At 70.2% G+C, this 25,416-nt stretch carries 25 protein-coding genes and 1 pseudogene; 9 read left to right on the forward strand and 17 right to left on the reverse strand.

Annotation, left to right across the window (positions count from 1 at the left end):
- Positions 1 to 5 precede the first annotated feature (5 nt).
- Positions 6 to 1,307, forward strand: a complete 1,302-nt coding sequence (gene purB / locus QNJ12_RS05335; protein ID WP_300619857.1) for an adenylosuccinate lyase — start codon at positions 6 to 8, stop codon at positions 1,305 to 1,307.
- 37 nt (positions 1,308 to 1,344) lie between these two features.
- Here purB and QNJ12_RS05340 read toward each other — a convergent pair whose 3' ends face one another.
- Together QNJ12_RS05340 and QNJ12_RS05345 are read right to left on the reverse strand one after the other, a co-directional pair.
- Complete coding sequence (locus tag QNJ12_RS05340) at positions 1,345 to 1,758, reverse strand: hypothetical protein (protein WP_300619859.1); 414 nt, start codon at positions 1,756 to 1,758, stop codon at positions 1,345 to 1,347.
- A 95-nt stretch (positions 1,759 to 1,853) separates the two neighbouring features.
- Positions 1,854 to 2,387, reverse strand: a complete 534-nt coding sequence (locus QNJ12_RS05345; RefSeq protein WP_300619862.1) for a VOC family protein — start codon at positions 2,385 to 2,387, stop codon at positions 1,854 to 1,856.
- Positions 2,388 to 2,469: 82 nt separating this feature from the next.
- Between QNJ12_RS05345 and QNJ12_RS05350 the strand changes: the two genes are divergently transcribed.
- Genes QNJ12_RS05350 through QNJ12_RS05360 form a run of 3 tightly spaced genes read left to right on the forward strand, consistent with a single transcriptional unit; the run spans position 2,470 to position 6,702 of the window.
- Complete coding sequence (locus tag QNJ12_RS05350) at positions 2,470 to 3,420, forward strand: MoxR family ATPase (protein ID WP_300619865.1); 951 nt, start codon at positions 2,470 to 2,472, stop codon at positions 3,418 to 3,420.
- Positions 3,421 to 3,430: 10 nt separating this feature from the next.
- Positions 3,431 to 4,534, forward strand: a complete 1,104-nt coding sequence (locus tag QNJ12_RS05355; protein WP_300619868.1) for a DUF58 domain-containing protein — start codon at positions 3,431 to 3,433, stop codon at positions 4,532 to 4,534.
- Complete coding sequence (locus QNJ12_RS05360) at positions 4,531 to 6,702, forward strand: transglutaminase family protein (protein WP_300619871.1); 2,172 nt, start codon at positions 4,531 to 4,533, stop codon at positions 6,700 to 6,702. The genes QNJ12_RS05355 and QNJ12_RS05360 overlap by 4 nt, the downstream gene beginning before the upstream one ends.
- Before the next feature lie 21 nt (positions 6,703 to 6,723).
- Here the strand turns inward: QNJ12_RS05360 and QNJ12_RS05365 are convergent, their stop codons facing one another.
- Positions 6,724 to 8,466 (reverse strand): class I adenylate-forming enzyme family protein, encoded by a 1,743-nt coding sequence (locus tag QNJ12_RS05365; RefSeq protein ID WP_300619874.1) that lies wholly within the window; start codon positions 8,464 to 8,466, stop codon positions 6,724 to 6,726.
- A gap of 56 nt (positions 8,467 to 8,522) precedes the next feature.
- The gene (yihA, locus tag QNJ12_RS05370) at positions 8,523 to 9,116 is read right to left on the reverse strand and encodes a ribosome biogenesis GTP-binding protein YihA/YsxC (RefSeq protein ID WP_300619877.1); all 594 of its coding nucleotides are present in this window, start codon (positions 9,114 to 9,116) and stop codon (positions 8,523 to 8,525) included.
- A gap of 87 nt (positions 9,117 to 9,203) precedes the next feature.
- Between yihA and QNJ12_RS05375 the strand changes: the two genes are divergently transcribed.
- Positions 9,204 to 9,833 (forward strand): hypothetical protein, encoded by a 630-nt coding sequence (locus QNJ12_RS05375; RefSeq protein ID WP_300619880.1) that lies wholly within the window; start codon positions 9,204 to 9,206, stop codon positions 9,831 to 9,833.
- A 7-nt stretch (positions 9,834 to 9,840) separates the two neighbouring features.
- On the opposite strand, the gene QNJ12_RS05380 is transcribed toward QNJ12_RS05375, so the two are convergent.
- The 5 genes from QNJ12_RS05380 to QNJ12_RS05400 form a co-directional block, all read right to left on the reverse strand.
- Positions 9,841 to 10,050, reverse strand: coding sequence for a hypothetical protein (locus tag QNJ12_RS05380; RefSeq protein WP_300619883.1), 210 nt, complete (start codon positions 10,048 to 10,050; stop codon positions 9,841 to 9,843).
- A 158-nt stretch (positions 10,051 to 10,208) separates the two neighbouring features.
- Positions 10,209 to 10,979, reverse strand: a complete 771-nt coding sequence (locus tag QNJ12_RS05385; protein ID WP_300619886.1) for a hypothetical protein — start codon at positions 10,977 to 10,979, stop codon at positions 10,209 to 10,211.
- Between the two features lie 49 nt (positions 10,980 to 11,028).
- Positions 11,029 to 11,808, reverse strand: coding sequence for an ABC transporter permease (locus tag QNJ12_RS05390; RefSeq protein ID WP_300619889.1), 780 nt, complete (start codon positions 11,806 to 11,808; stop codon positions 11,029 to 11,031).
- Positions 11,808 to 12,779: an ATP-binding cassette domain-containing protein gene (locus tag QNJ12_RS05395; RefSeq protein WP_300619892.1), complete on the reverse strand. Its 972-nt coding sequence runs from the start codon at positions 12,777 to 12,779 to the stop codon at positions 11,808 to 11,810. Before QNJ12_RS05395 ends, QNJ12_RS05390 begins: the two co-directional genes overlap by 1 nt.
- Positions 12,780 to 12,857: 78 nt before the next feature.
- Complete coding sequence (locus QNJ12_RS05400; protein ID WP_300619895.1) at positions 12,858 to 13,607, reverse strand: hypothetical protein; 750 nt, start codon at positions 13,605 to 13,607, stop codon at positions 12,858 to 12,860.
- 189 nt (positions 13,608 to 13,796) lie between these two features.
- Between QNJ12_RS05400 and QNJ12_RS05405 the strand changes: the two genes are divergently transcribed.
- A complete protein-coding gene (locus tag QNJ12_RS05405; protein WP_300619897.1) occupies positions 13,797 to 14,858 on the forward strand; it encodes a phosphatase PAP2 family protein in 1,062 nt (353 codons plus the stop codon).
- A gap of 192 nt (positions 14,859 to 15,050) precedes the next feature.
- A complete protein-coding gene (locus QNJ12_RS05410) occupies positions 15,051 to 15,908 on the forward strand; it encodes a hypothetical protein (RefSeq protein WP_300619900.1) in 858 nt (285 codons plus the stop codon).
- A 168-nt stretch (positions 15,909 to 16,076) separates the two neighbouring features.
- On the opposite strand, the gene QNJ12_RS05415 is transcribed toward QNJ12_RS05410, so the two are convergent.
- The 8 genes and pseudogenes from QNJ12_RS05415 to rpsF form a co-directional block, all read right to left on the reverse strand.
- Positions 16,077 to 16,508: a hypothetical protein gene (locus QNJ12_RS05415; protein ID WP_300619902.1), complete on the reverse strand. Its 432-nt coding sequence runs from the start codon at positions 16,506 to 16,508 to the stop codon at positions 16,077 to 16,079.
- Positions 16,509 to 16,546: 38 nt separating this feature from the next.
- The gene (locus tag QNJ12_RS05420; protein WP_300619905.1) at positions 16,547 to 16,996 is read right to left on the reverse strand and encodes a hypothetical protein; all 450 of its coding nucleotides are present in this window, start codon (positions 16,994 to 16,996) and stop codon (positions 16,547 to 16,549) included.
- A gap of 14 nt (positions 16,997 to 17,010) precedes the next feature.
- The gene (locus QNJ12_RS05425; protein ID WP_300619908.1) at positions 17,011 to 17,712 is read right to left on the reverse strand and encodes a TetR/AcrR family transcriptional regulator; all 702 of its coding nucleotides are present in this window, start codon (positions 17,710 to 17,712) and stop codon (positions 17,011 to 17,013) included.
- Positions 17,713 to 17,893: 181 nt separating this feature from the next.
- Entirely contained in the window at positions 17,894 to 19,303 is a 1,410-nt protein-coding gene (gene dnaB, locus QNJ12_RS05430) for a replicative DNA helicase (RefSeq protein ID WP_300619911.1), read from the reverse strand.
- Positions 19,304 to 19,747: 444 nt separating this feature from the next.
- Positions 19,748 to 20,197: a 50S ribosomal protein L9 gene (gene rplI / locus QNJ12_RS05435; RefSeq protein WP_300619914.1), complete on the reverse strand. Its 450-nt coding sequence runs from the start codon at positions 20,195 to 20,197 to the stop codon at positions 19,748 to 19,750.
- 218 nt (positions 20,198 to 20,415) lie between these two features.
- Positions 20,416 to 20,664: pseudogene (rpsR, locus tag QNJ12_RS23700) on the reverse strand (30S ribosomal protein S18); the annotation flags it as partial.
- 75 nt (positions 20,665 to 20,739) lie between these two features.
- On the reverse strand, positions 20,740 to 21,189 hold the full coding sequence (locus QNJ12_RS05445) for a single-stranded DNA-binding protein (protein WP_300619920.1): 450 nt from the start codon (positions 21,187 to 21,189) through the stop codon (positions 20,740 to 20,742).
- A 30-nt stretch (positions 21,190 to 21,219) separates the two neighbouring features.
- Positions 21,220 to 21,552, reverse strand: coding sequence for a 30S ribosomal protein S6 (rpsF, locus tag QNJ12_RS05450; RefSeq protein ID WP_300619923.1), 333 nt, complete (start codon positions 21,550 to 21,552; stop codon positions 21,220 to 21,222).
- 264 nt (positions 21,553 to 21,816) lie between these two features.
- On the opposite strand from rpsF, the gene QNJ12_RS05455 reads away from it, so the two are divergent.
- Both QNJ12_RS05455 and QNJ12_RS05460 read left to right on the forward strand, forming a co-directional pair.
- Positions 21,817 to 23,559, forward strand: a complete 1,743-nt coding sequence (locus tag QNJ12_RS05455; protein ID WP_300619926.1) for an ABC transporter ATP-binding protein — start codon at positions 21,817 to 21,819, stop codon at positions 23,557 to 23,559.
- A complete protein-coding gene (locus QNJ12_RS05460; protein ID WP_300619929.1) occupies positions 23,556 to 25,364 on the forward strand; it encodes an ABC transporter ATP-binding protein in 1,809 nt (602 codons plus the stop codon). Before QNJ12_RS05455 ends, QNJ12_RS05460 begins: the two co-directional genes overlap by 4 nt.
- Positions 25,365 to 25,416 lie beyond the last annotated feature (52 nt).

A 25,416-nucleotide genomic window follows, 5' to 3' on the forward strand; every position in this document is an offset into this window, starting at 1 on the left:
CGGACGTGATCCCCCGCTACTCGACGCCCGAGATGTCAGCGATCTGGTCGGACGAGTCGAAGTTCGGGCGGTGGCTCGAGGTCGAGCTGCTCGCCACCGAGGCGCACGCTGCGATCGGCGTCGTCCCGGCCGACGACGCCGCGACCTGCCGCGAGCGGGCGCCGAAGGCGGACGGCGAGCTCGTGCAGGCGATCCTCGACCGCGAGGCCGTCACCGACCACGACGTGGCGGCGTTCGTCGACGTCGTCCAGGCGGCGATCGGCGGCGACGCCGGCAAGTGGATCCACTACGGGCTCACGTCATCGGACGTCGGCGACACCGTCCTGTGCTGGCAGCTGACCGACGCAGTCGACGTGTTGATCACCGAGTCGGGGATCCTGCTCGACGCGCTCGTCGGCCTCGCCCGCGAGCATCGCGACACCGTCATGATCGGGCGCACCCACGGCGTCCATGCCGAACCGACGACGTTCGGGGCCAAGGTGGCCCTGTGGGCGCTGCAGGTCGACCGTGACCGACGCCGGCTCCGGGCCGCCCGCGACACCGTCGCCGTCATGAAGCTGAGCGGGGCGGTCGGCACGTACTCGAACGTGCCGCCGTCGGTCGAGTCGTACGTCGGCGACGCGCTCGGGCTCGGCGCCGTGCCCGCGACGCAGGTGATCGCCCGTGACCGGCATGCCGAGTTCCTCTACGCGTGCGCCTCGATCGGCGCCACGTGCGAGCTGATGGCGGTCGAGCTGCGCCACCTCCAACGCACCGAGGTGCGCGAGGTGCAGGAAGGGTTCAAGGACGGCCAGAAGGGCTCGTCGGCGATGCCGCACAAGCGGAACCCGATCTCGGCCGAGACGATCTCGGGGCTCGCACGCGTCCTGCGATCCAACCTGCTGGCCGGGCTGCAAGACGTCGCCCTCTGGCACGAGCGTGACATCTCGCACTCCTCGGTCGAACGGGTGGTGTTGCCGGACTCCTCGCAGCTCGCCCACTACGTCATGCGACGCCTGACGCGCCTGCTGCGCGGCCTGGTGGTGTCGGGCGACCGGATGCGTGCGAACCTCGACGCCAGCCACGGCCTCGTCTTCAGCCAACCGGTGCTCCTCGGCCTGGTGGCCGCCGGCGCGACCCGCGACGACGCCTACCGGATCGTCCAGCGCAACGCCATGCGGGCATGGGACGAGGGCCTCGACTTCCGTTCGCTCCTCGAGGCCGATCCCGACGTCGACGACTCGATGCTCGACGAGGCGTTCGACCTCGGACGATCGCTGGCCAACCTCGACGTCGTCTTCGACCAGCTCGACTCGATCGAGCTCTAGCGGCGACCAACCCGGCGGGGCCGGCCGGGCGCGCCCCTCAGGAGCCGCGACCGATGCCGGCGCGCTTCAGCGCCGCGGCAGGCACCCCGACCTCGCGCCACGACGCGTAGGAGATGCCCTTCCGAGAGGCGTAGGCCTTCGCCACCTCGACGAAGCCGTCCTCGAGCGCTTGCAGGTCGACGCCGGAGTCCATCGCCTCGAGCTCGTCGACGAGGTCGCGGCGTTCTTGCACGAGCTGCAGCTCGTCGATGGCCGAGGCGCCGTCGAGCGCCTCCTCGATGGCGGCGAGGCGCTTGTTGATCGATTCGGCCGTCCGCTTGCGACCGCGCTTGGGCTTGCTCCCCCTGAGCGCTTCGAGGTAATCACGAACGACGCGACCCTCGGCCCTGCCGCGTTCCATCGCCGCCTTGTGCTCGTCGGTCATCGTCTTCGGTCCACGCTTTGCAGCCATGAGAACAAGTGTACTCGTGCCGCCATTGCATGCAATTCATTGCGAGGAGTCGTCGTCCCGGACTGCTCCGCCGCCACGACGGCATAGAGCGGTATTCAGCGCGAATCGTCGGCGGCCTTGGACGCCGTCGCAGTGCCGGCCCCTGCGCCCGGACCGTCGACGCGCGGACCGTTGCCGGCGATCCGGCCGGTTGCCCAGACCTCGCGGGCGATCGACTCGACGTGTTGGTCGAACGAGAACTCGACCATGTTGCCGTCCGGGTCGGCGAGCGCACAGACGTACCCGACCGGTTCGGGCAGCTCCTGGGCCTCCCAGCGCAGCGAACCCTCCTCGGCGCCGCGCGCCGCCATCTCGTCGACGGCGGCACGGCTGGGGAGCTCGATGCCGATGTGGGCGAAAGGTGCCATGGTGGCCGCCGGCGGCTCGTGGCGATCGGCGTCCATCGAGACGAGGACCAGGACGAACGGGGCCGAACCGGTTGCTGCGTCGGCGAGCCACGCCGATTCGCCCTGGTCGTCGTGCCGCTGCGCCAACAGCTCGAGCGGCGTGTGCGTCGAGTACCACTCGATCGACCGCGCCAGGTCTCGAACCGGGAGGGCGATGTGGGTCCAACGTGGCGAGCTCGGCACCTCGTCAGTCTGGCCGATCCCGGACCGCACCGTGAAGGTCGCATGCCCGGGTCGGCGAGATTCGGGCCCGTAGACTCACGGCGTGGTCGGCGACATCACCGCTGTCGTGCAGGCTCTGGTCAAGAACATCGACGGGGTCGTGCGCGGCAAACATCACGAGATCCGCATGGCGGTCAGCTGCCTGCTCACCGAAGGTCACCTCCTGCTCGACGACGTGCCAGGTACCGGCAAGACGTCGCTCGCCAAGGCGGTCGCCGGGTCGATCGCAGGTACCTGGAAGCGCGTGCAGTTCACCCCCGACCTGTTGCCGAGCGACATCACCGGCGTGATGGTGTACGACCAGTCGAACGGCTCGTTCAACTTCCGCGAGGGACCGGTGTTCGCCAACGTCCTCATCGGTGACGAGATCAACCGTGGCAGCCCGAAGACACAATCGGCGCTCCTCGAAGTGATGGAGGAGCGGCAGGTGACGACCGACGGAACAAGCCGCCTGGTCCCTCGGCCCTTCTTCGTGGTCGCGACGCAGAACCCCAAGGACTTCCAGGGAACGTTCCCGCTGCCCGACGTGCAGCTCGATCGGTTCACGATGCGGATCAGTCTCGGGTACACGGACCACAACACCGAGGTGCGCGTGCTCGAGGACTACAACCGGCACCGCCGCGATCAGCCGATCGAAGCGGTCACCGACGCCGAGCAGCTCGAGCGCATCATCGAGGCGGTCGACCGCATCGATGTCGCCACCGGCGTCCACGACTACATCGTGCGGATCGCCGCCGCCACCCGTGAGCATCCCGATCTCCGCCTCGGCATCTCGACCCGCGGCACCATTGCGCTGCTGCGTGCGTCGCGGGCCTGGGCGGCCACCGCCGAGCGCGAGTTCGTCACACCCGACGACGTCCAAGACGTCGCCGCCGCGGTGTGCAGCCACCGTGTTGCGCTGACGCCCGAGGCCGAGCTCCGCGGTGCCGACACCAACTCGATCATGGCGACGTTGCTCGACGAGGTCCCGGTGCCGCGTTCACGCGAGGGGTGACGCGCCCGGCGTGCTGACGAGATCGGGCCTGGGCGCTGCGCTGACGGCGGTGGCGCTGGCGATCTGTGGTGCGTGGTGGCGCTACGAGGAACTGGTCGTCGCCGCGATCTGCATCGGCGTGACGATCGCGCTCGCGCTGTGGAGCGCACGGGTCCCGCACCGGGCCCGCATCATCCGATCGATCACCACGCCGCGCACCGCGCGCGGTGACCCGATCAGGTTGGTGTACCGGGCGACCAACCCGAGCCGCCGCCGGTCGCCGCCGGCGGTCATCGTCGACTGCTGTGACGACGCCGAGACCAGGGTCGACCTGCCGCCGATCGCCCGCGACGACCGCACCGAGGTCACCGGCTCGATCGCCACGCGGCGGCGGGGCGTGTTCCCGGTCGGTCCGCTCACCGTCGAGCGCGTCGATCCGTTCGGCCTGGCGATCGGGCAGCGCGCCGTTCCGGCCGAGGCGGTGGTGCTCGTCCACCCGCGGGTGCACCCACTGCACGGCCCCTACGGCGCGATGCACACCGTGGAGGACGAGGCCGTCATCAGGAAGGCCGCCTCGGACCCGCTGAGCGGGTTCGTCTCGTTGCGCGAGTACGTCGACGGTGACGACCCGCGCCTCATCCACTGGCCGACGTCGGCGCGGATGGGCACGTTGATGCTGCGCGAGCACGTCGAGCTGCGCCGGCCCGAGTTCACGGTGGTGCTCGACGCTGCGGCAGCAGTCTCCAACGCGCGCGACTTCGAGGAGATGGTCGACGTCGCGGCATCGGTGGCGGTGCACGCCCTGCGGAGCGGCGTCGACGTGACCGTGCGGACCACGTCGCGGGCGTTCCCGGGGTCGGTGCGACCGATCGAGCACGAGACGCACGTGCTCGACCTGCTGACGCCCGTCGAGCAGACCTCCGCGGAACACCTGTCGTCGTTGCCCGAGATCTTCCACAGCGGCATCGACCACACGACGATCGTGTTCGTGACCGGAGCGCGCGGGCCGTCGAGCACGCTGACGCACACCGACAAGCTGTCGGTGATCCGGATCGGCGAGGGCGCCGCCGCCACGTCGGGCGTGACGCTCGCGGCACGTGACGCGGCCGAGTTCGTCCAGCGGTGGCGTCCGTGAGGAGGCGTCAACGGTGGGCCGACGGGCCGCCCCGCGACCCGTGGCTCACCCCCCGCCGGGCGAGGATCGGGCTGGTCGCGATCATGGTGGCGATCCTCGGCCTCGTCGGAGGCGGCACGTTCGACCGCACCGAATGGTCACTCGTCGTCGTCGCGCCGCTGGTCACGATCGGTGCGCTCCTCGTCGCCGGTCGTCGATGGTTCATCCGGTTGGCGGTCGCCCTCGTCGCGATCGCCGCCAGCGTCGCCACCGCAGGTGTACTGGCCGGCGGCACGCTCGGCGATGCCGCGACCGGCGTCGTCGAGGGACCGCGCCGGCTGATCACCACCGAATGGCCGAGCCCGTCCGACCCCGGCGTGATCGCGTCGGTCGCGCTCCTGCTGGCGGTGGTGGCGGCCCTCGCCGCCGATCTGGCCGGGCGGGAGCGGTCGCACCTCGCCCCGCTCCTCCCGATCGCAGCGGGCCTGGCGGCGCTCCTGGCGCTCGGTGCGCCGTTGCAGCCCAGCGGCACCACGTTGATCTGCCTGAGCGCCACGGCCGCGGCCATGTCGCTGCTTCCGCACGGTGAGCTCGTCCCGACGCGCGCCCGCACGCTCGTCGGCGACCGCACGCTGGTCGTGTCGACGGTCGCAATCGTCGCGGTGGCGGTGGTGGCGACGTCGGCGCTGGCCTGGGCCGACCGCGCCAGCCCCCGCCGCCCCGAGGAGGCGCAGCTGACCGCGGCACTGCTCGACCCGATCGAGGCGATGGTGGCCCTCCGCCAGGCCGAGCCGCCGTTCGACCTGGTTCGTGTCACCGACCGTTCGACGCTGATCGGCCAGTCACCGCCGGGTCGGTGGCGGATCGCCGCGCTCGACGTCTACGACGGGCAACGATGGGTCCCCCAGATCACGATGCGGCCGATCGGCGGGCGGCTCGGCGACCCGTCACCGCCCGCGCCGGACCGCCCGCCGCCGATCCGCTACGACGTCGACTACCTCACCGACGACGTCGAGCTCGTTCCGTTCCCGGGCCGGCCCCTCTCGGTCGACGGCGACGTCGAGACCGACCTCGAGCGGGTCGCCGTGCGGCTCGCCGAACGGCCGGCGCCCGGCACGACCGTCCAGGCGGTCAGCGAGATCGCACCGACCTCGGGCTTCGCGCAGAACGCGACGTTCGCCGGCCGGCAGGTCGACGAGATCGCCGGCGCGTTCACCGAGTTGGCCGTCAACCTCGGCGGTGAGGGCAACGTGTACGAGCAGCTCGGACGGATCGAGGACCGGATGCGAACCGAGTGGCAGCTCGACGAGAGCGCCCCCGGGGCCGGCCAACAGCTCGCGCTGATCGAGCGGTTCATGACCGATACCCGCCGCGGGACCGAGGAGCAGTTCGTCACGGCGTTCGTGCTGCTGGTCCGGTCGCTCGGCTTCGATGCTCGCGTCGCGACCGGGTTCGTCGTGCCACCCGAGCAGCTGGCCTCGCCCCTCGCGCTCAACTCGTCGCAGGCGGCCGTGTGGCCCGAGGTGCTCCTCGACGGCGTCGGCTGGCTCGCCTACGACCCCGCCCCGGCCAGCGAATCGACCGAGGACGACGCCCCCACACCGCCCCCCGAGGCGCAGAGCCCGGCCGCGGCCCAGCCGCCGATCGCGCCGCCCGCCGAGGACGCCGGCGACGACGACGAGATCATCATCGAGCGCAACGAGGCCGACGGCGGCTGGGCGACGGTCGGCGCCTGGGCGACCCGCATCGGCATCGGCGCAAGCATCACGCTGCTGCCGGTGCTCGTGCTGTGCGCGGCGATCGTCGTCGCCAAGCTGCTCCGGCGCCGGCGTCGACTGCAGGCCGGCGATGCGGCGGTCCGCGTCCGAGGCGCCTGGGCCAACGCGACCGACTCGCTCGTCGACGCCGGGCTGTCGATCGCCCCGGCGTGGACCGACGATCGCATCGCCCGTCAAGCGGTGCCGCTGGCTCCCGGAGCGCCGCACGAGATGCGCCGGCTGGCGGCGATGTCGACGGCGATGACGTTCGGCGCCACCGACGACGGTTCCCGGCTCGCCGACGACGCCGCTCTCACGTCGGACGCGATCGACGACGCCATCCGCTCCGAGCGGACGCGTTGGCAGCGGCTCCGCTGGCGGCTGTCGTTGCGGTCGCTGCGACGCCGCACCCGGTCGCCGGTAAGCGTTTGACCGCCAGGGCCACCCGGCCGACTATCCGCCGATCAACTCGGCTCGCAGCTCGCGCTTGACGAACTTGCCGTTGGCGTTGCGCGGCAGTGGCTGGTCGCGGAACCAGACGGTCTCGGGAAGCTTGAACCGGGCGATCCGGTCGGCGAGGAACTCCGAGAGCTCGTCCACGCTGAGCTCGGCCCCGGGTCGCAGGACGATCGCCGCCGCCACGGTCTCGCCCAGCCGGTCGTCGGGGATGCCGAAGACGGCTGCCTCGGCCACGTCGGGATGCTCGTAGATCGCCGACTCGACTTCCGAGCAGTAGATGTTCTCGCCGCCGCGGAGCACCATGTCCTTGGCGCGGTCGACGATGAAGACGAACCCGTCCTCGTCGATGCGAGCGATGTCGCCCGTGTTGAACCAGCCGTCACGGATCGCGTCGGCGGTGGCCTCGGGCCGGTTGAGGTAGCCCTTGATCACGATCGAGCCGCGGACGCAGAGCTGGCCGACGACGTCGGGACCGGGCTCGAGCACGTCGCCGAACTCGTCGACGAGGCGGGCATCGAGCGTGGGCACGACGCGGCCGCACGACGCCGGCTTGTCGGTGTAGAGCTTGGCGGCGTTGGCGGTGACGATGCCGTGTGTCTCGGTGAGGCCGTAGCCGGTCGACGGTGCGCCGCCGTCGAGCGATTTGTCGATCTTGTCGACCAGATCGGGCTGGATGGCCGCGCCACCGCCACCCATCCCCTTGACCGAGGACGTGTCACGCCGCGACCAGTCGGGATGCATCAGCAGCTCGCGGGCCATCGTCGGGACGCCCGAGAAGTTGGTGACTCGCTCGCGCTCGATCAGCTCGAGCGCCCGCGCCGGATCCCACTTGTACATGAACACGATCGTCCCGCCGGCCAGCGTGCAGGGCTGCAAGAGGCAGTTGTTGGCGGTGACGTGGAACAGTGGCGTCGGTGCCATGAACACGGGCGGTGCAGCCGGGTCGGCGGGCTCGGCCGACGGTGCGGGCGCCGGCAGGTCGCCGGCCTCCACCGCCTTCGCCTCGGCCAGCGCCGACGCCATCGCCATGAAGCCGAGGTCCATGATGTTGTGGACCGAGCCGCGATGTGTGAGCTGGGCGCCCTTCGGGAAGCCGGTCGTGCCCGACGTGTAGAAGATGGTCACGTCGTCGTCGGGGTCGATGTCGGCGTCGGGCAACCCCGCGGGCGCATCGGCGGTGTCGACGACGTCGGACCAGTGCCAGGCGCGGTCGGGCAGATCCCGTTCGCTGCGGACCGAGATCAGATCGAGCGGCGCCGCCGCGCGCAACTCGTCGAGCACCGGCAGCACCCGCTCGACGCGTTCGTCGTCGGCGATCAACACCTTGGGCGTCGAGTCGCCCAGCGCGTAGGCCATCTCCTGGGTGGTCCACCACGCGTTCATCCCGACGACAGCGGCGCCGACGCACACCGTCGCCCAGTAGGCGACCACCCACTCCGGGTAGTTGCGCATCGCGATGGCGACGCGGTCGCCGGCGCCCACACCGTGCTCGTCGCGCAACAGGTGCGCCAGCGAACGGACCAGCGCGCCGATCTCCGCGTAGGTGTAGTGCTCGTCCTCGAACACGACGTACTTCTTGTCACCGTGCAGCGCGGCGAGCTCCCAGATCGACCGCATCGTCGGCGGCGCCCCGGTGAACACGCGCATCGGGACACCGCGCACTTCGATCTCGGACATCGCGAAGCCCGCCCCCTCGGCGGTCAGCTCGTTCCAGGCGGCGTCGAAGTGCTTGATCACGTCGAGAATGATGGCCGCCCCGGGGCCGCGGCGACGAACGCGTCGGACACGTGCCGTCATCGGGCCGGGGTGAGGTGGCCGACGACGAGGCCGCGCAGCTGGTCGACGTTGACGCCCTTGGCCGCACTGACCCAGACGATGTCGCCGACGTCGAGCCGGCAGCCATCGGCGAGGTCGCGCTTGCGGCTGGCGCGCTTGGACGACTTGACCTTGTCCATCTTCGTCGCGACGACGGTGTGGGGCACCTCGTTCTCGCGGAGCCAGGCGAGCATCTGCCCGTCGAGCGGCGTCGGTCCGATCGCGCCGTCGACCAGGACGAACACCATCACCAGCGGTTCGCGCTCGAGGAGGTACCCCTCGATCATCTCGGGCCAGTCCTTGCGGATCCGGCCGGGCACCTTGGCATACCCGTAGCCGGGGAGGTCGACGAGCGTGCCGCCGCCGGCGTGCTCGAAGATGTTGATCAGCTGGGTGCGGCCGGGGGTGTTCGAGACCCGTGCCAACTGCTTCTGGTGGGCGAGGGCGTTGATCAGCGACGACTTGCCGACGTTGGAGCGGCCGACGAACGCGACTTCGGCGTCGGAGTCGGGGAGCTGGCCGGTGCGGGTGGCCGACGAGAGGAACCGGATCTGGAGTGGCCGTCCGGACATGGCCGGGAGTGTACGGGCGCGAATCCATCACACGGGACGACCGGAATCTGTCATGGTGGAATCAGGACAGAGAGGCGGAGGTGCGACATGAGGCGCACATGGTTGGCGGCTGCCGTGGCAGCCCTGGTGATCGCGGGATGCAGCGGCGAGGACATCGCCGAGAACATCGTCGAGAACCAGATCGAGTCCGAGACCGGCGAGGACGTCGACATCGACTTCGACGACGGCAACGTCCGGTTCCAGAGCGAGGACGGCGAGTTCGAGATGCGCGTCGACGACGAGGGCAACGTCTCGATCGAGGGCAGTGGCGAGGACGGTGACTTCTCGCTGCAGTCCGACGACGGCGAGACCGTGATCGAGTCGGAGGACGGCTCGATGACGATCAGCGAGGGCGCCGACCTGCCCGACGGGTTCCCGAGCGATGTCCCGTTGCCGGACGACTTCACCATCGACTACAGCCAGTCCGTGACCACGCCGGATGGCGATGCGTTCACCATCGGTGGCGAGGCACCTGGGGTGGCGTCGGAGGTGACCGGCGACTACGTCGCCGCGCTCGACGATGCGGGCTTCGAGCAGCTCCAGGTCATGACGATGGCCGATGGCGGGTTCTTCGCCTTCGACGCCGGCGACTACGACGTGTCCGGCAGCGTCAGCGAGGGCGAGACCCCCGAATCGTCGTTCTGGATGATCAACGTCACGCCCTCCGAGACGGGCTGACGCAGGCTCAGCCGGCGACGAGCGTCGCCAGCGCCCAGGCGGCGACGACGAACCCGAGGCCGACGTAGAGCAGGCTGCGCCCGACCGGGGCGCGTTCGAGGTTGCCCTCCTCCGAGGGCCGCTCGGGCGGTCTCACGATCGCCATCAGGTTGCCCGCGAACAGCGCACCGCCCATCGCCAGTGCCAGCCACGCCAGGAGGTCCTCGCCGAGGAACATGCCGCCATCATGCCGGACGGGCCGGCGCACGACACGCTCGCCGACGGCGCCGGCACCGGTTCGGGCCCGCGCCGGTCGACGGGTAGCCGCCCACCGGCCCCCGACGGTGCGGGGCCCGAGCGGCCGCAACCGCGCGGGGCAGGTGCGCGACGACGACCTCAGGCGTCTTGACTCGCCCGGTCGGCGGCAAGGTGACCGCGCCGGTGGCCGCCCTGCCAGTCCTCCTGGACCGGTGCGTCGCTGATGCCGCCGAGGATGTTCAGCTGGGGCACCTCGCGCATGCTGCGCTTCAACTCCGCGAAGCCGGGGAACGCCACCAGCCGGGTCACCGCGTCCCACAGCTCGACCGCTTCCTCGTCGGAGGGCAGGCGCGAGATCACCGGGCCGAAGAACGACATGCCGTCGGGCGGGTCGAACGTGATGATCGGCGTGCCGACGTCGCGACCGGTCCTCGACAACGCGAGCTGGGACTCGGCGTCGAGCAGGTCGTCCCAGCGGTCGTCGTCGAGCGACTCGACGAATCGGCCCGGCAGGCCCGCTGCCGCGAGCACCTCCGCGACGTGCTCGGGCGTGCTGAGCCGGTCCCGCATCCCCGATCCGCGGGGCAGATCCCAATAGCTGCGACCGTACGCGGTCACGAGGCCGCCCAGCACGTCGCGGCCGAGCTCGTCGCGGATCGCCGCGGCGACCCTGAGCATGCGGAGCCCCGCCGTGTGGCCGAACTCGTACTCGGGCGGGAACTCGGTCGCGTAGTCCTTGTCCTTGTTGACCAGCCGCAGCGAGATGAACCGCCAGTCGACGCGGTACTCGCGTTGGGCGGCCACCTGGTTGACCCAGCGAGACGTGATCCACGCGAAGGGGCAGACCGGATCCCAGAAGAACTCGATGTCGTAGCCGGCGTCGGAGGCAGGCGGCGCGGTCGGCGTCATGGTGACGTCAACCCGAGCAGCCGGGAGCCCATTCCGACGCGTCGAGACGTCAGGCGGACGTCGACCGGTTGAACTTCCTGATCGACAGGCCGGCGAACACGACGATGATGCCGACCGACCAGAGGATCGAGTAGATCGCGTTGTTGCCGACCGGGTTGCCGTTGTAGAGCGCCCGCGCCGCGTTGGTGACGATCGTGAACGGGTTGGCATCGGCGACCGGCTCGAGCCAATCGGGCATCGACGCCGGATCGACGAACGCCGACGACACGAACGTCACCGGGAACATCCAGATGAACCCGGCCGAGTTGGCCGCCTCGACCGAACCGACCGAGAGGCCCATCAGCGCCTGCACCCAGCTCAGCGCGAAGCTGAACAGCAGCAACAACAACGTCGCGAGCACCGCCTCGACGAGGGAGCCCTCGAACCGGAAGCCGATCGGCCAGATCGCCACGACGAGCATGACGAGGAACGTGATCACGTTGCGGACGAGGTCGCTGATCGTACGGCCGATGATCACCGCTGCCCGCGACATCGGCAGCGACCGCAGGCGGTCGACGAGACCCTTGCTGAGGTCCTCCGCGAGCCCGACCCCCGTGAACGCCGAGCCGAACACGAGCGATTGGCTGAAGATGCCAGGGATCAGGAACTGGTCGTAGCTGGAGAAGCCGGGCACCTCGATCGCGCCGCCGAACACGTAGACGAACAGCACGACGAACATGATCGGCTGGATCGTGGCGAACATCAGCAGCTCGATGTTGCGGGGGATGATCCGCAGGTGGCGCTCGGCTTCGACCCACGAGTCCTTCACCGTCATCGTCACGAGGTCCATCAGGCCGACACCTCCTCGAGCTCGTCGGTGGCGGATCGGCCGGTGAGCGTCAGGAACACGTCGTCGAGCGTCGGGCGGCGGACCTCGACGTCGAGCACGTCGATGCCGGCGTCGTCGAGCGCTCGGATCACGCCGGGAACGACCCGGTCGCCGGAGTGGATCGGTGCCGAGAACGACTTGCCGTCGTGCGACACGTCGACGTCACCGGTGCACAACGGCCCGAGCGTGGCGAGGGCCGCCTCGCGATTCTCGGCCCGCGCGATCGAGACCCGCAGCCGGTCGCCGCCGATGCGGTCCTTGAGATCGTCCGAGGTGCCGTTGGCGATGACCTGGCCGTGGTCGATGACGATGATCCGTTCGGCCAGCCGATCGGCTTCGTCGAGGTACTGGGTGGTCAACAGCACGGTCGTCCCGTCGTGTTCGAGCTCTTCGATCAGATCCCACATCGCGAGGCGGCTGCGCGGGTCGAGCCCCGTGGTCGGCTCGTCGAGGAACAGCACCGACGGGCGGGCGATCAGGCTCATCGCGATGTCGAGGCGGCGCCGCATGCCACCCGAGTAGCCCTTGACGACGCGGTCGGCCGCGTCGACGAGGTCGAACCGCGCGAGGAGGTCGTTGGCGCGTCGCTTGACCTCGGGCCGCGGCATGTGGAACAACCGGGCGACGAACTCCATGTTCTCGCGGCCCGTCAGGCGCTCCTCGACGGCGGCGTACTGGCCGGTCAGGCCGATCCGCTCGCGGACGCCGTGCGGATCGGTCGCCACGTCGACGCCGTCGACGAAGGCCTCGCCGGCGTCGGCACGCAGCAGCGTCGTGAGCACCCTGACGGCCGTGGTCTTGCCCGCGCCGTTCGGACCGAGCAGCCCGTAGATCGCGCCACGGGGGACCTGCAGGTCGACACCGTCGAGGGCGACCGTGTCGCCGAAGCGCTTGACGAGGCCGCGGGCGTCGACGGCCAGCTCAGCAGTCATCGCCCCAGTCTGCCGGTCCCGACCGGACCACGGGGGGTGCCTTTCGACACGTCGACGGGTCCGGTGCCGCCGGTCACGTCACGACGTGGCCGGGATCGTCGGCGACGGCGACTGGCGGACGGGGGCCGGAGGTGCGACCGGCGGCGCCAGCGAGAGGACCATGTCGACGGTGCGGTCGAGCGAGGCGGGGTAGTCGCCCACGAGGTCGGCGGGGTCACCGCACCAGAAGCGGAACGTGAACGAGCCGAACGACGCTTCGTCGACCGGGGCGGTCCAGCCGTACCGCCAGCTGGAGCCGGAGAGGCCGGTGTCGACGGTGGTCCGCTCGCTGCCGGTGACCCATGCGACCACGGTCGCGGCGTCGCCGTCGCAGCGCCCGTCGAAGGTGACCTGACCGCCCGGCCCGACGACGGTCTGTGACGCCACGACCGACTCGGGCACGACCGACGGCGGCTCGGTGACCTCGATCGGCTCGGTCGTCGGGGTCGGCTCGGTCGTGGGTGCCGGCTGCTCGGTGGTCGGGGTCGGCTCGGTCGTGGGTGCCGGCTGCTCGGTGGTCGAGGTCGGCTCGGTCGTGGGTGCCGGCCGGCTCGTCGCCGGCGCCTCGTCTTCGTCGTCTGGGTCGTCTTCGTCGTCGCGGTCGTTGCCGTCGTCTGCGTCGTCGCGGTCGTTGCCGTCGAGAGGGAGGCCGGCGACCGGCGGCAGCGCGTCGGGCGCTGCACGAGGCGCCGCCCCGGCGATCAAGCCATCGGGGCCCGAGCCGGCGATCGCGGCCAGTCCGAGCACGAGGACCGCGAGCATCACGCTCGTCATCACCAGCCGCCGCATCCCCCCAGCTTGTCAGAGTGCTCACTCGGCGCAGTCAAGCGACACCGAATATCTCGGAGCGTGGCTGCGCCACCACCCGGCCGCTGCTCCTGCGGCCGGTCGAGCCGTGCCGGGTGAAACACCGCCACGGGGGATTTCACCGCGGCGGGATTCCATCGACACTGGATCGTCCCGACCCAGGAGACACCGATGGCCCCCACCACCCCTCGACCATCCCTCCAGACGACTCCCCGACCGGGCTCGCGAGGGGGCGCGCCATGGGTCGCGGCCCAGTTCGGCCTCGTCGGCGCGGCGATCCTGCTCTACTTCGGCGTCCGCGGCATGACGCAGGGCGACGTCGACGAGGCCGTCGCACACGGCCATGACCTGCTCCGATTCGAGTCGGCGCTGGGCCTCGACGTCGAGGAGCACCTCCAGGACGCCGTGCTGGCCCACGACGCCCTCGTCACCGCCGCCAACTGGGTGTACATCTGGGGCCACTGGCCGGTCATCGTCGCCACCCTCGTCTGGCTCGCCCGTCGCCACCGCGATCACTACCGGCTGCTTCGGGACGCGATGTTCGTCTCGGGCGCGATCGGACTCGTCGTGTTCGCGCTCTACCCGGTGGCGCCGCCGCGCCTGCTCGGCATCGGCATGACCGACACCGTGACCGAGCTGTCCAACTCCTACCGGGTGCTCCAGCCGCCGTCGCTCGTGAACAGGTACGCCGCACTGCCCAGCCTCCACGTCGGCTGGAACCTGCTCGTCGGGGTCACCGTGGCCGGCGTCGCACGCGGCCGGCTCGGGCGAGCGTTCGCCATCGGCGGCCCGATCGCCATGACCGCCGCCGTGGTGCTCACCGCCAACCACTACGTGGTCGACGCGGTGGCCGGCGCCGCCGTCGCACTCGTCGGTCTCGGCTCGGTCGTGCTCGTCCGGCGCGGTCGGCTCGGCACCGGCGTCGGCTCCGACCCGCTCCGGGTTGCGTGGCAGCCGAGCGGCTCACACGTCGCGGCACCGGCCGCCGCCACCACGGGCACCGCGAGCGCCGGGGAGCGAGGCGCAGATGCAGCGCGTCCTCGCCGGCCGGTGCGGCCTCGACATGCGTCAGCTCACGATGATCGAGGTGCTGACAGTGCCGGGAGCACAGCGCGGCCGGCAGCCGCGTGCGCACGAGCAGCAGCGACGGGGCCGTCGGACGCCCTCAGCTCGCCTGCGGACCCTCGCCCAGCGGCACCGCGACGACGAGCCATGCCAGGCGGAACAGCATGAGATGGGTCCACCGCGACCTCATCGCACTCGGAGCCCGCCGGGGCGCGGCGCAGCGCCTCGCGGAGCGATCTGCCAGCATCGAATCATGCCCGACGTGATCCACGCTCGACGTCCGCCCGGTGCCACTGCCGTCGAGGCGCCGACACCATCGCGATCCGCCACCATCACCGTCGAACGAGTCCGGGAGTTGCGATGACGAACTTCGCACGTGAGCTGTGGCGCCGTATCGAAACGCTCCACGCCGTCACCTACTTCGCCCACGAACCGCTGGACGCGTGCGCCTCGCTCGGCGTCCGGGGATTCTGGCGCTGCTACTTCGGGTATCGCGCCGCCCCGCTCGGCGCCTGCTCGGCGGGAACGGTGACCGCGACGTTCTTCGGGTTCGCTCCGTCGATGGTGCAGCGTGCCGTGCCCTCCATCTGGGACATCGCGACACCGGCCGCGCTGATCGAATCCCGCACGACGAGCGCCGCCGCCGCACTCCGCCGCCTCGCCGGCGACGAGCTCGACGCCGCCCTCGCGGACGGCTGGCTGCTCGCCACACTCGACGCCGCAGGCCGACATGCGTCGCCCGGGGGACGCCCCCTGTTCGCCGCCAACCGCGACCTCGACCTCCCCGACGATCCCGTCGCTGCGCTCTGGCAGCACGCGACCAGCCTGCGCGAGCACCGCGGCGACAGCCACGTCAACGCCTGGTCGACCCGCGGCTACACCCCGCTCGAGGTGGCGGTGCTCTTCGTGGCCGACGGCGGCACCACACGCGACGCCCTGCAACCCAACCGGGGCTGGACCGACGACGAATGGACGGACGCCGCGGCCCTCCTCGAGCGACGCGGCGCGATCGCCGACGGGAAGGTGACCGAAGCCGGCTCGACGATCCGCGCCGAGGTCGAGCACACCACCGACGAGCTCGCCGACGAGCCGTTCGGATCGCTCGACGCCGCCGACCGGCGGCGGCTGCTCGACCTGCTCGAACCACCCGCACGCGCGATCAGCGGATCCTCGATCATCCCGGCCACGAACCCGATGGGTGTCCGCCTCATCGACTGATCCATCGTTCGGGCTGCTGGCCGATCACCGATGTCGGGCGCCGATGTCGGGCTTCGGCAACGTCGAGACCACCACGAGCGGGCCGAGGGGAAGCACCATGCGCCGCGCCCTGCTCCGAACTTCGCCATGCGGCGCCACCGGTCCACCTGCGGCGCCGCAGTAGGGGCGCTAGGAGGGGTCGATCTCGATGAGGGCCATGGCGATGGCGATCGAGCCGAGGATCACGAACACGGCGTAGACCCCGAGCGCCCGGCGCACCGCTTGGCTGGTTCCGACCCGTACGCCTTCGGTTCGATAGCCGAGGAGCTTGATCGCCTGCCGGCCGCCGGTGTCGAGGTAGACGGCGCCACCGATCAGCGCGAGGTACGGCCACCAGGCGCCGTCGATCAGCATCAAGACGCCGGCGACGGGCAGGGTCCACATCGACAGCAGGTCCCAGCGGGCGGTGCCGGCGGTGTCCCGTGCGTAGATCGGGTCGATGGTGTCGGGCTGCTCCTGGAGTCCGAGTCGTCGTGCGAGCGGGAGGTCGACCACGGAGATCCACTGGCCGAGGTAGATCGGCCACATGAGGAGCGCCAGGAGGGCGGTGACGGTCTGCATTGCCTACTCCCTTCGTCGGAGCTGTGAGGGGGCCGCGTTCACGAGACCACCGTCTGGGAGTTGGCGACGGCGATCGTCAGGAGGCCGGTGGTGAGGTTGGCGACGATCCAGATGTGCCGCGCCGGCCATCGGGTGAAGGGACGGTGGTAGCCCACTCGTGCCTGGTTCCTCGTCCAGAACCAGAAGCTCAGCGCGTGGTAGGTGAGGGCGACGCCGGGCACCCACGCCCACACGTATCCCCAGGCTGCGTCGGCGATGAGGCCGACGGCAGCGATGGCATACGTCCAGCCGATCAGGACGTCGGCGACGGCGATACCGAGCTCGTACGCCCGGTACTCCTCGGGGGAGTCTGCCTCCTGGATGCCGAGCTTGATGGCGCCCTCCAAGTCGAGCACCGAGTAGAGCTGGCCGAGGAAGTGGAATCCGAACCCGACAGCGAGGACGAGCACTCCGGCCGCGACGTTGGCCTGCGGGAAGATCTGATCCATCGTTCGTTCCCCTTTCAAGAGATCTCGGCAGCGACGCCCTTCGACGAGACCGCGGTGGCAACTCGTTCGGAGTCGCCCAGGACTTCGAGTCTCGGATAGCTCTTCGGCGTCTGCGCCGAGGACTCGTCGTAGGCGGTGAGTGAGGTGAAGAGCCGGAGCGCGTTGTCGAGCATCCGCGTCGCGATGTCGGCGCCAGGCAGCGCACGGTTGGTGACGAGGTTGGCGCTCTCACCGCTGATGTAGGCATCGATGACGTAGAACGCGTTCTGCGCGACGTCCCGGTCCGTCTCGGGCGCGCAGGCCACGATCACGTCGACGAACCACTCGTTCAAGGCCACGACCGTCTGGATCACCTCGTCGGAGTACGTACCGTCGTTGATCGGGTCCCAGCTGATGAATCGGTAGAGCCCCGGATGCTCACGGGCGTATGTGATCAAGTTGGCGACGACGTGGCGGAGGAAGTCGAGCGGCGGCGCGTCATCGTCGAGGCCGTTCGCGACGGCGTGGGCATAGTGGATGACGGCACGTCGAAGGGCTTCCCACAACAGACCGGGTAGGCCATCGAAGTAGTTGTAGACGTTCGTGGGGGCACACCCGACGCGTCGCGCGACCTCTCGCAGGCTGAGGTTCTGTGACCCACCCTGCTCCTCGATCAGCTCGAGGGTGACATCGACGAACCGTTCAGCCGTTGCCCCGCTGCGCTTCTTGACGACCATGTCGACGTGCCTCAACGCTGTGTCTGAACGCTGTTCATTAACAATGTTAATGTACAGCGTTAACGATCAGCGTGTCAAGAGTGCCTGCGAGCTGGAACGGGACGCGGTGCAGGCATCGGGACAGGTCGTTGTCGAGGTCGGGGCAACTCGGCCCATCAGGACATGTCGAGACGTCTCGTCATCAGGCCGAGTGGGCGGCGTTGTCGAAGCGGGTGTAGTGACCGAGGAACACGAGCCGCTTGGTGCCGATCGGGCCGGCGCGGTGCTTCGCGATGATGACCTCGGCCGAGCCCTTGTCGGGCGACTCGGCGTTGTACACCTCGTCGCGGTAGAGGAACATCACCACGTCGGCGTCCTGCTCGAGCGAGCCCGACTCGCGCAGGTCGCTGAGCATCGGCCGCTTGTCGGAGCGTGCCTCGAGGCTGCGGCTCAGCTGGCTGAGCGCCACGATCGGCACCTCGAGCTCGCGCGCCAGCACCTTGAGGTTCCGGCTGATCTCGCTGACCTCGAGCTGGCGGTTCTCGGCCGTGCTGCTGCCGCCCATCAGCTGGAGGTAGTCGATGACGATCAGGCCGAGCCCGCCGTAGCGGGCCTTGATGCGGCGCGCCTTGGCGCGGATCTCCATGACGGTGACGCGCGGGTTGTCGTCGAGGAACAGCGGCACCTCGAGCCGGCCGATCGCCTTGCCGATCTTGGCCCAGTCGGCCTCTGCGAGCTTGCCGGTGCGCAGCTTCGTACGGTCGACGCGCGCCTCGGCGGCGAGGATGCTCTGGGTCAGCTCTTGGTGGCCCATCTCGAGCGAGAAGAACAGCACCGGCTTGGTGGAGTTCTGGGCGACGTGCGACGCCATGCCGAGCGCGAAGCTCGACTTGCCCATCGCAGGGCGGGCACCGACGATGTAGAGCGCGTTCTCCTGCAACCCGCTCAGCAGTTCGTCGAGATCGGTGTAGCCGGTGGCGACACCGGTGATGGTGTCACCGCGGTCGTAGGTCTCTTGCAGGTGGTCCATCACCTCGGGGAGCAGTTCCTCGATGGTGCGGGTCGAGTCGGTGACGCGCTGCTCGGCGACGTTGAAGACCTTGGTCTCGGCCTCGTCGAGCGCCTTGACGACGTCGTCGGGTTCGCCGTACGCCAGCTCGGCGATGTCGCCGGCCGCGTAGATCAGCTGCCGCAGGAGCGCCGTCTCCTGGACGATCTTGGCGTAGTGACCGGCCGACGAAATGGCCGGCGTAGCGTTCTGCAGCTCGTGCAACGCCTCGGGACCGCCGACCTCGTCGAGCAGGCCGGCGCGGCGCAGCTCGTCGGCGACGGTGACGGTGTCGGCCGGCGAGGCGCTCGAGTAGAGCGCACGGATGGCGTCGAAGATGTGGCGGTGTGCCGGACGGTAGAAGTCGGCGGGTTGGAGCCCCATCTCGCTGACGGTGCCGATCGCGTCGCGCGACAGCAGCAGCGCGCCGAGCACCGACTCCTCGGCGTCGATGTTGTGCGGTGGGACGCGGCCGCGACTCGAGGACTGGCGGGGTTGCCGATCGTCGGGTTGTGGTCTGCTCCCGCCGCTGGATTCGATGGGGAAGTACTCATCACCAGCCATGGGGATCTCACTCTGACGGAACGGCGCTGTGGGATGGAAGAGGACAACCACGGAAACGGTGAGGACAACGCGGGAAATCTCGGGGACAAGCCGGTCGTGCGCTGTGGACGCCCATGTGGACAACTGTGACGCGACGGTGTCACAAGGTGGCGGACTGCCAGCGGGTCCGGTGCGGCAGTCCGGAACGCGTGAGCTTCTTGCGCACATACTGCGCAACTTCCTCACGCGTTGCCCCCGCTCGCCGGGTGGGCGGGCGCGGAACGCGTGAGCTTCTTGCGCACATACTGCGCAACTTCCTCACGCGTTGCCCCCGCTCGCCGGGTGGGCGGGCGCGGAACGGCCCCGCGCTCGGCTGGAGCGACGGGGCCGTTCGGTCAGCTCTGGTTACGTCGACTTCTGGCGTCGGCGAACCGACTCCGGTCAGGCGTCGGCGAACCGACTCCCTCAGGCGTCGGCGACGACCTCGAGGGTGATCGGGAACGAGACCTGCGGGTGCAGCGCTGCGGTGACGGTGTGCTGACCGGTGGTCTTGATCTGCTCGTCGATCTCGATGACCTTGCGGTCGAGCTCGACGCCGGTCTGCTCGTGGACGGCGGCGACCACGTCACTCGACGTGACCGAGCCGAACAGCCGACCCTCGGCACCGGCCTTGGCGGCGATGGTGATCACCTTCGGCACCAGCGTGGACGCCACCGTGGTGGCGGCATCACGGTCGCTCGCGTCGCGGAGGTCGCGGGCCCGCCGCATCTTGGCGGCCTGCGCGATGGCGCCGTCGGTGGCCTTCAGCGCGTGGCCCTTGGGCAGCAGGAAGTTGCGGGCGTGACCGTCGGCGACGTCGACGATGTCACCGCGCTTGCCGAGACCGTCGACGTCGTTGCGGAGGATGACCTGCATGATCAGACCTCGCTCGCTTCGGCCACCGACTCGGCGCCGGCGCCGGCCGCCGTGTCGACGGCAGCCCCGGCCGCGGCGTCGACGTTCTCGTCGTCACCGTCGGGGGCACCACCCTCGACCTGGCTGTCGGGGCCCTGGTCGTCGCGGGGCGGACGCCGGTCGCCGTCGCGGTCACGGTCGCGACCGCGACCCTGCCGTGCCGCCGAGGCGACGCGACGGGCGTACGGCAGCAACGCCATCTCACGGGCGATCTTGATCGCCTTGGCGACCTCGAGCTGCTGCTGACGGTCGTTGCCCGAGACCCGCATGTTGCGGATCTTGGCGCGATCGCTCATGAAGCGGCTGAGCAGGTCGACGTCCTTGTAGTCGACGTACTCGACCTTCTCGATGATGAGCGGGCTGGTCTTCTTCTTGTATTTGCGGGGGTTCTCTGGCTTCCCGCGGCCACGGGGGCTCTTCTTCGCCATGTGAGTTCAGGTCCTTCCGGGACGACAGATCGTGGGTGCGTCAGGTCGTGGGTGCGTCGTGCTGCGTGAGGTTGGTCAGAACGGCTCTTCGTCGCCGTAGACGGGGTCGGGCTGGCGGGCGGCACCACCGCCGCCGCCCCCACCGCCGGAGAAGCCGCCGTCGCCGCCGGAACGCTCGGTGCGCTCGACCTGGGCCTGGGCCCAGCGGAGGCTCGGACCGACCTCGTCGGCGATGACCTCGACGACCGTGCGCTTGTCGCCGTCCTGCGTCTCCCAGCTGCGCTGCTCGAGGCGGCCGGTGACGATGACACGGGTGCCCTTCGAGAAGGTGGCGGCGGCGTTCTCACCGAGCTCGCCCCAGCACACGACGTTGAAGAAGGAGGTCTGCTCCTGCCATTCGCCGTTCTGCTGGTAGCGCCGGTTGACGGCGATGCCGAAGCTGGCGACCCCGCGCCCACCGGTGGTGTACCGGAGCTCGGGATCGCGGGTGAGGTTGCCGATCAGTGTGACGGTGTTGCTGGCCATTGGGTGGCTGCCTTTCGTGGGCGCTGCCGATCAGGCAGCGTCGACCGCCATGCCGCGGCGCTCGGCCTCGGCGTCGGGCAGTCGGATGAGCTTGTGGCGGACGACGTCGTCCGCGAGGCGGAGGTGGCGCTCGAGCTCGTCGAGGGAACCGCCCTCGGCGAGGCACTCGACCACGAGGTAGTAGCCGGCTTCCTTCTTGTCGATCGGGTAGGCGAACGGGCGCTTGCCCCACCAATCGGGCTTGCCGTGGACCGAGCCGCCGACCTCTTCGATCCCGTCGGTCACCATCTTGACGTAGGAATGGGCGTGGGGCTCGTCGGCGTCACCGTCGACGATGACCATCAATTCGTAAGCACGCTGCATGCGTGTGGAACTCCCTTCGGACTGTGGCCGGACCCGGAGGCCGGCCGGTGGCCCCACCGCGGCGGTGGAGCAGGGTAAATATGACCGTGCGAGTGTACCGGCGGGCCGAAGGACATGCTCCCCACCCTGAGACGGGGGTGTTGCATCGTTGACCGACCACGGGCCCTCGCCGACGAGCGCCCGCTCGGGATCGTGACCGACGCCACACGTCACGCCGCCGAACCCACCCGCACCCACGCGCGACGCACTGGTAGACACGCGCAGGTGGAGGAAGGGACCCGCCGGCGCGCCCAGCAGTACGCGCGATTCGTGCGCGCCATCGTCCGCATGCACCCGCGACTGTTCGTGACCGCCGTGCTCGGTGCGTTCGTGTTCGCGCTGTGCACGGTGGCCTCGAGCGTCGTGATCCGCTGGGTGATCGACAACGTCGTCGTCCCGCGTTTCGAGGAGGGCGACGTCGCCACCTCGACAGTCGTCACGGGGTGCATGCTCATCATCGGGATCGGCTTGTTGCGGGCGGTCGGCGTCGTAGTCCGGCGGTCGTTCGCCCACATGACGCAGTGGCGCATCGCCGAGACGCTCACCAACGACGTCACCGACCGGTACGTCCGGCAACCGGCGAGCTGGCACCAGCGCCAGTCCGACGGACAACTCCTCGCCCGGGCGGGCGTCGACGTCGACACGACGATCAGCGTGATGGCGCCGATCCCGTTCGCCACCAGCACGATCCTGCTCCTCGCCGTTGCCGCCGTCTGGCTGCTGTCGGTCGACCTGGTGATGGGATTGGTCGCGATTGCGGTCTTCCCGCTGCTGATGGTCGTCAACGTCGCCTACGAGCGGCGCGTCAACCGGCACTTCGACGATGCCCAGGCCGCGCTCGGCGAGTTCTCGGGTGCCGTGCACGAGAGCTTCGAGGCGGTGCAACTCGTCAAGGCGTACGGCGCCGAGCGGCGCGAGACCGAGCGGCTGACCGAGATGGCGGTGCGGATCCGCGATCCGCGGGTCAAGGCCGTCGAGCTGCGCGGCACGTTCGAGGCGCTGCTCGAGACCGTCCCGTCGATCACCAACATCGGCCTCGTCGTGCTCGGCGCGACCCGCGTCGACTCGGGTGCGATCACGATCGGTGACCTGTCGGGCTTCATCTACATGTTCACGCTGCTCGTGTTCCCGCTGCGGCTGATCGGGTACGCGCTCTCCGAGCTGCCGCCGTCGTACGCGGGGTACCACCGGATCATGGGGGTGATCGACGATCCGGTCGAGCCCGATCCCGAGTCGTCGCTGGGCGTGGCCGAGGCGCCCTTCGGCGTCGTGCTCGACCACGTGCGATACGTGTACGCCGGCGAATCCCAACCGGCGGTCGCCGACGCGACGGCGCACATCGCCGCGGGGTCGGTGACGGCCTTCGTCGGGGCGACGGGAGCGGGGAAGTCGACGCTCGTCGAGCTGATCGCCGGGCTGCTCGAACCGACCGGTGGCACGGTCGCCGTGCCCGACGGCCCCCGGGCGCTCGTCTTCCAGGAGGCGTTCCTGTTCAGCGGGTCGGTCCGCGACAACGTCGTGGTCGGGGACGCGTTCGACGACGGCGAGGTCTGGGAGGCGCTCCGGCTGGCGCGCGCCGAGGGCTTCGTCCGCGAGCTCCCCGACGGCCTCGACACCGTCGTCGGCGAGCGCGGTGTCACGTTGAGCGGCGGCCAGCGGCAACGGGTGGCCCTCGCCCGTGCGCTGGTGCGTCGTCCCGCGCTCCTCATCCTCGACGACACGACGTCTGCGCTCGACCCGGCGACCGAGCTGGCTGTGCTCGACAACCTGCGCACGGCGCTCGCCGGGACCACGGTCGTGATGGTGGCGTTGCGGCCGTCGACGATTGCGCTCGCCGACGACGTGCTGTTCGTCGAGGGTGGGCGGGTCGTCGCGCACGGCCGCCACGCCGAGCTCATGGCGCGGGTGGACGGCTACCGGGCGCTGGTCGAGGCGTTCGAGTCCGATCGGACCGGAGTCCGGCTGTGACCGAACCTTTGGGACGCTTCTCGGCGACCGACACGATCGGTCGCGGCCTCGCCGAGGCGCCGGTGCTCCGGCAGGGTCTCGGCGTCACCTGGCTCTTCGCCGCCTTCGGGGCCGGCGGGCGCGTGGTCGTGCCGATCGTCATCCAGCAGGCGATCGACCGTGGCATCCTCGGGCGCGCCGACGTCCGGTTGCGATTCGTGGTCGGCTGCGCCGTGATCGGGGTCGTCGCCCAACTGCTCGCCGCGATCTGCCAACGCACCGCGATCTACCGGCTCGGCAGCCGGGCCGAGCGTGCGCTCGCCGATCTGCGGGCGCGGTTGGTCGAGCACATCCACGGCATCAGCCTGGCCGATCACAACGACGAGCAGCGTGGAGCGCTCGTGGCGCGCGCCACGAGCGACATCGAGACACTCACTCGGTTCTTCCAGTGGGGCGGGCTGGCGTGGCTGATCGACGGGACGCTGATGGTGATCGTCGCCGCCGTGATGCTGGCCTACAACTGGCTGCTCGCCCTGATCGCGATCGGGATCGCCGTGCCGCTGTTCTTCGTGCTGCGGACCGTGCAACGGCATCTCGGCGCAGCGTACGGCGCGGCACGGGAACGCAACGGCGAGATGCTCGCCAACGTCAGCGAGCTCGTCACCGGTGCCGAGACGATCCGCGTGTACCGGGCCGGCGGTCTGTTCGGGAGCCGCGCACACACAGCGGTCAAGCGGCGTGCGGACGCGCAGATCAAGGCCGGCATCATCGGGGCGTTCCTGTTCCCGCTCGGCGAGGTGTTCTCGGTGGTCACGATCGCCACGATCGTCGCGGTGGGCGTGGCGATCGGGCCGGGCGGTGGGTTGACGGCGGGGTCGCTGATCGGGTTCATCTTCCTCACGTACCGGTTCCTCGAACCGATCGCCGAGTTCACCGAGGTGCTCGACCAGACCCAGACCGCCGTCGCCGGGTTGCGGCGGGTGATCGGCGTGCTCGACATGCCCGTCGGGCCGCCGCGACCCGAGCACCCGATGGCGCTGCCGCCGGGCCGGTTCGACATCGACATCGACGACGTCACGTTCGCCTACCGGAGTCGTGCCGACGCCGGGTTCGACCCGTCGACCGGCCTCGACCAGGTGGTCCTCGACCACGTGTCCGCGCACATCGAGGCGGGGCAGCAGGTCGCGATGGTCGGCGAGACCGGCTCCGGCAAGACGACGCTGGGCCGGCTGATCGCCCGGCTCGCGGACCCGATCGCCGGGACGATCCGGCTCGGGGGCGTGCCGCTGCCGCTGGTCGACAACGCCGAGCTACGGCACCGACTCGTCGTCGTGGCGCAGGAGCCGTTCCTGTTCGACCGGTCGATCGCCGACAACGTCCGCTTCGCCCGGCCGGACGCCACCCGCGGCGACGTCGACGAGATCGTCGCCCGGCTCGGCGTGTCCGACTGGGTCCAGGCGTTGCCCGACGGGCTCGACACGCGCGTCGGCGAGCGGGGCGAGTCGCTGTCGGCGGGCGAGCGGCAGCTGGTTGCGTTGCTCCGCGCCGGCGTCGCCGACCCCGACGTGCTGGTGCTCGACGAGGCGACGTCGTCGGTCGACGCGCTGACCGAGGTGCGGATCTCGAGGGCACTGGAGCGGCTCGCGGCCGGCCGCACGACGATCGCGATCGCCCACCGTCTGTCGACCGCGGCCAGGGCTGACCGGGTGCTGGTGCTCGAGGCGGGCCGGTTGGTCGAGGACGGGCCACACGCCGAGTTGGTGCGCGCCGGTGGGACGTACCAGCGGTTGTACGAGGCGTGGTTGTCGGCGACAACCACCGCGTGAGAGCGCCTTGGTGCACCGCTCGCGATCTCGACCGGTGCCCGCCGTCTCGATC

The organism is Ilumatobacter sp., assembly GCF_030065885.1.
Lineage (GTDB): Bacteria > Actinomycetota > Acidimicrobiia > Acidimicrobiales > Ilumatobacteraceae > Ilumatobacter.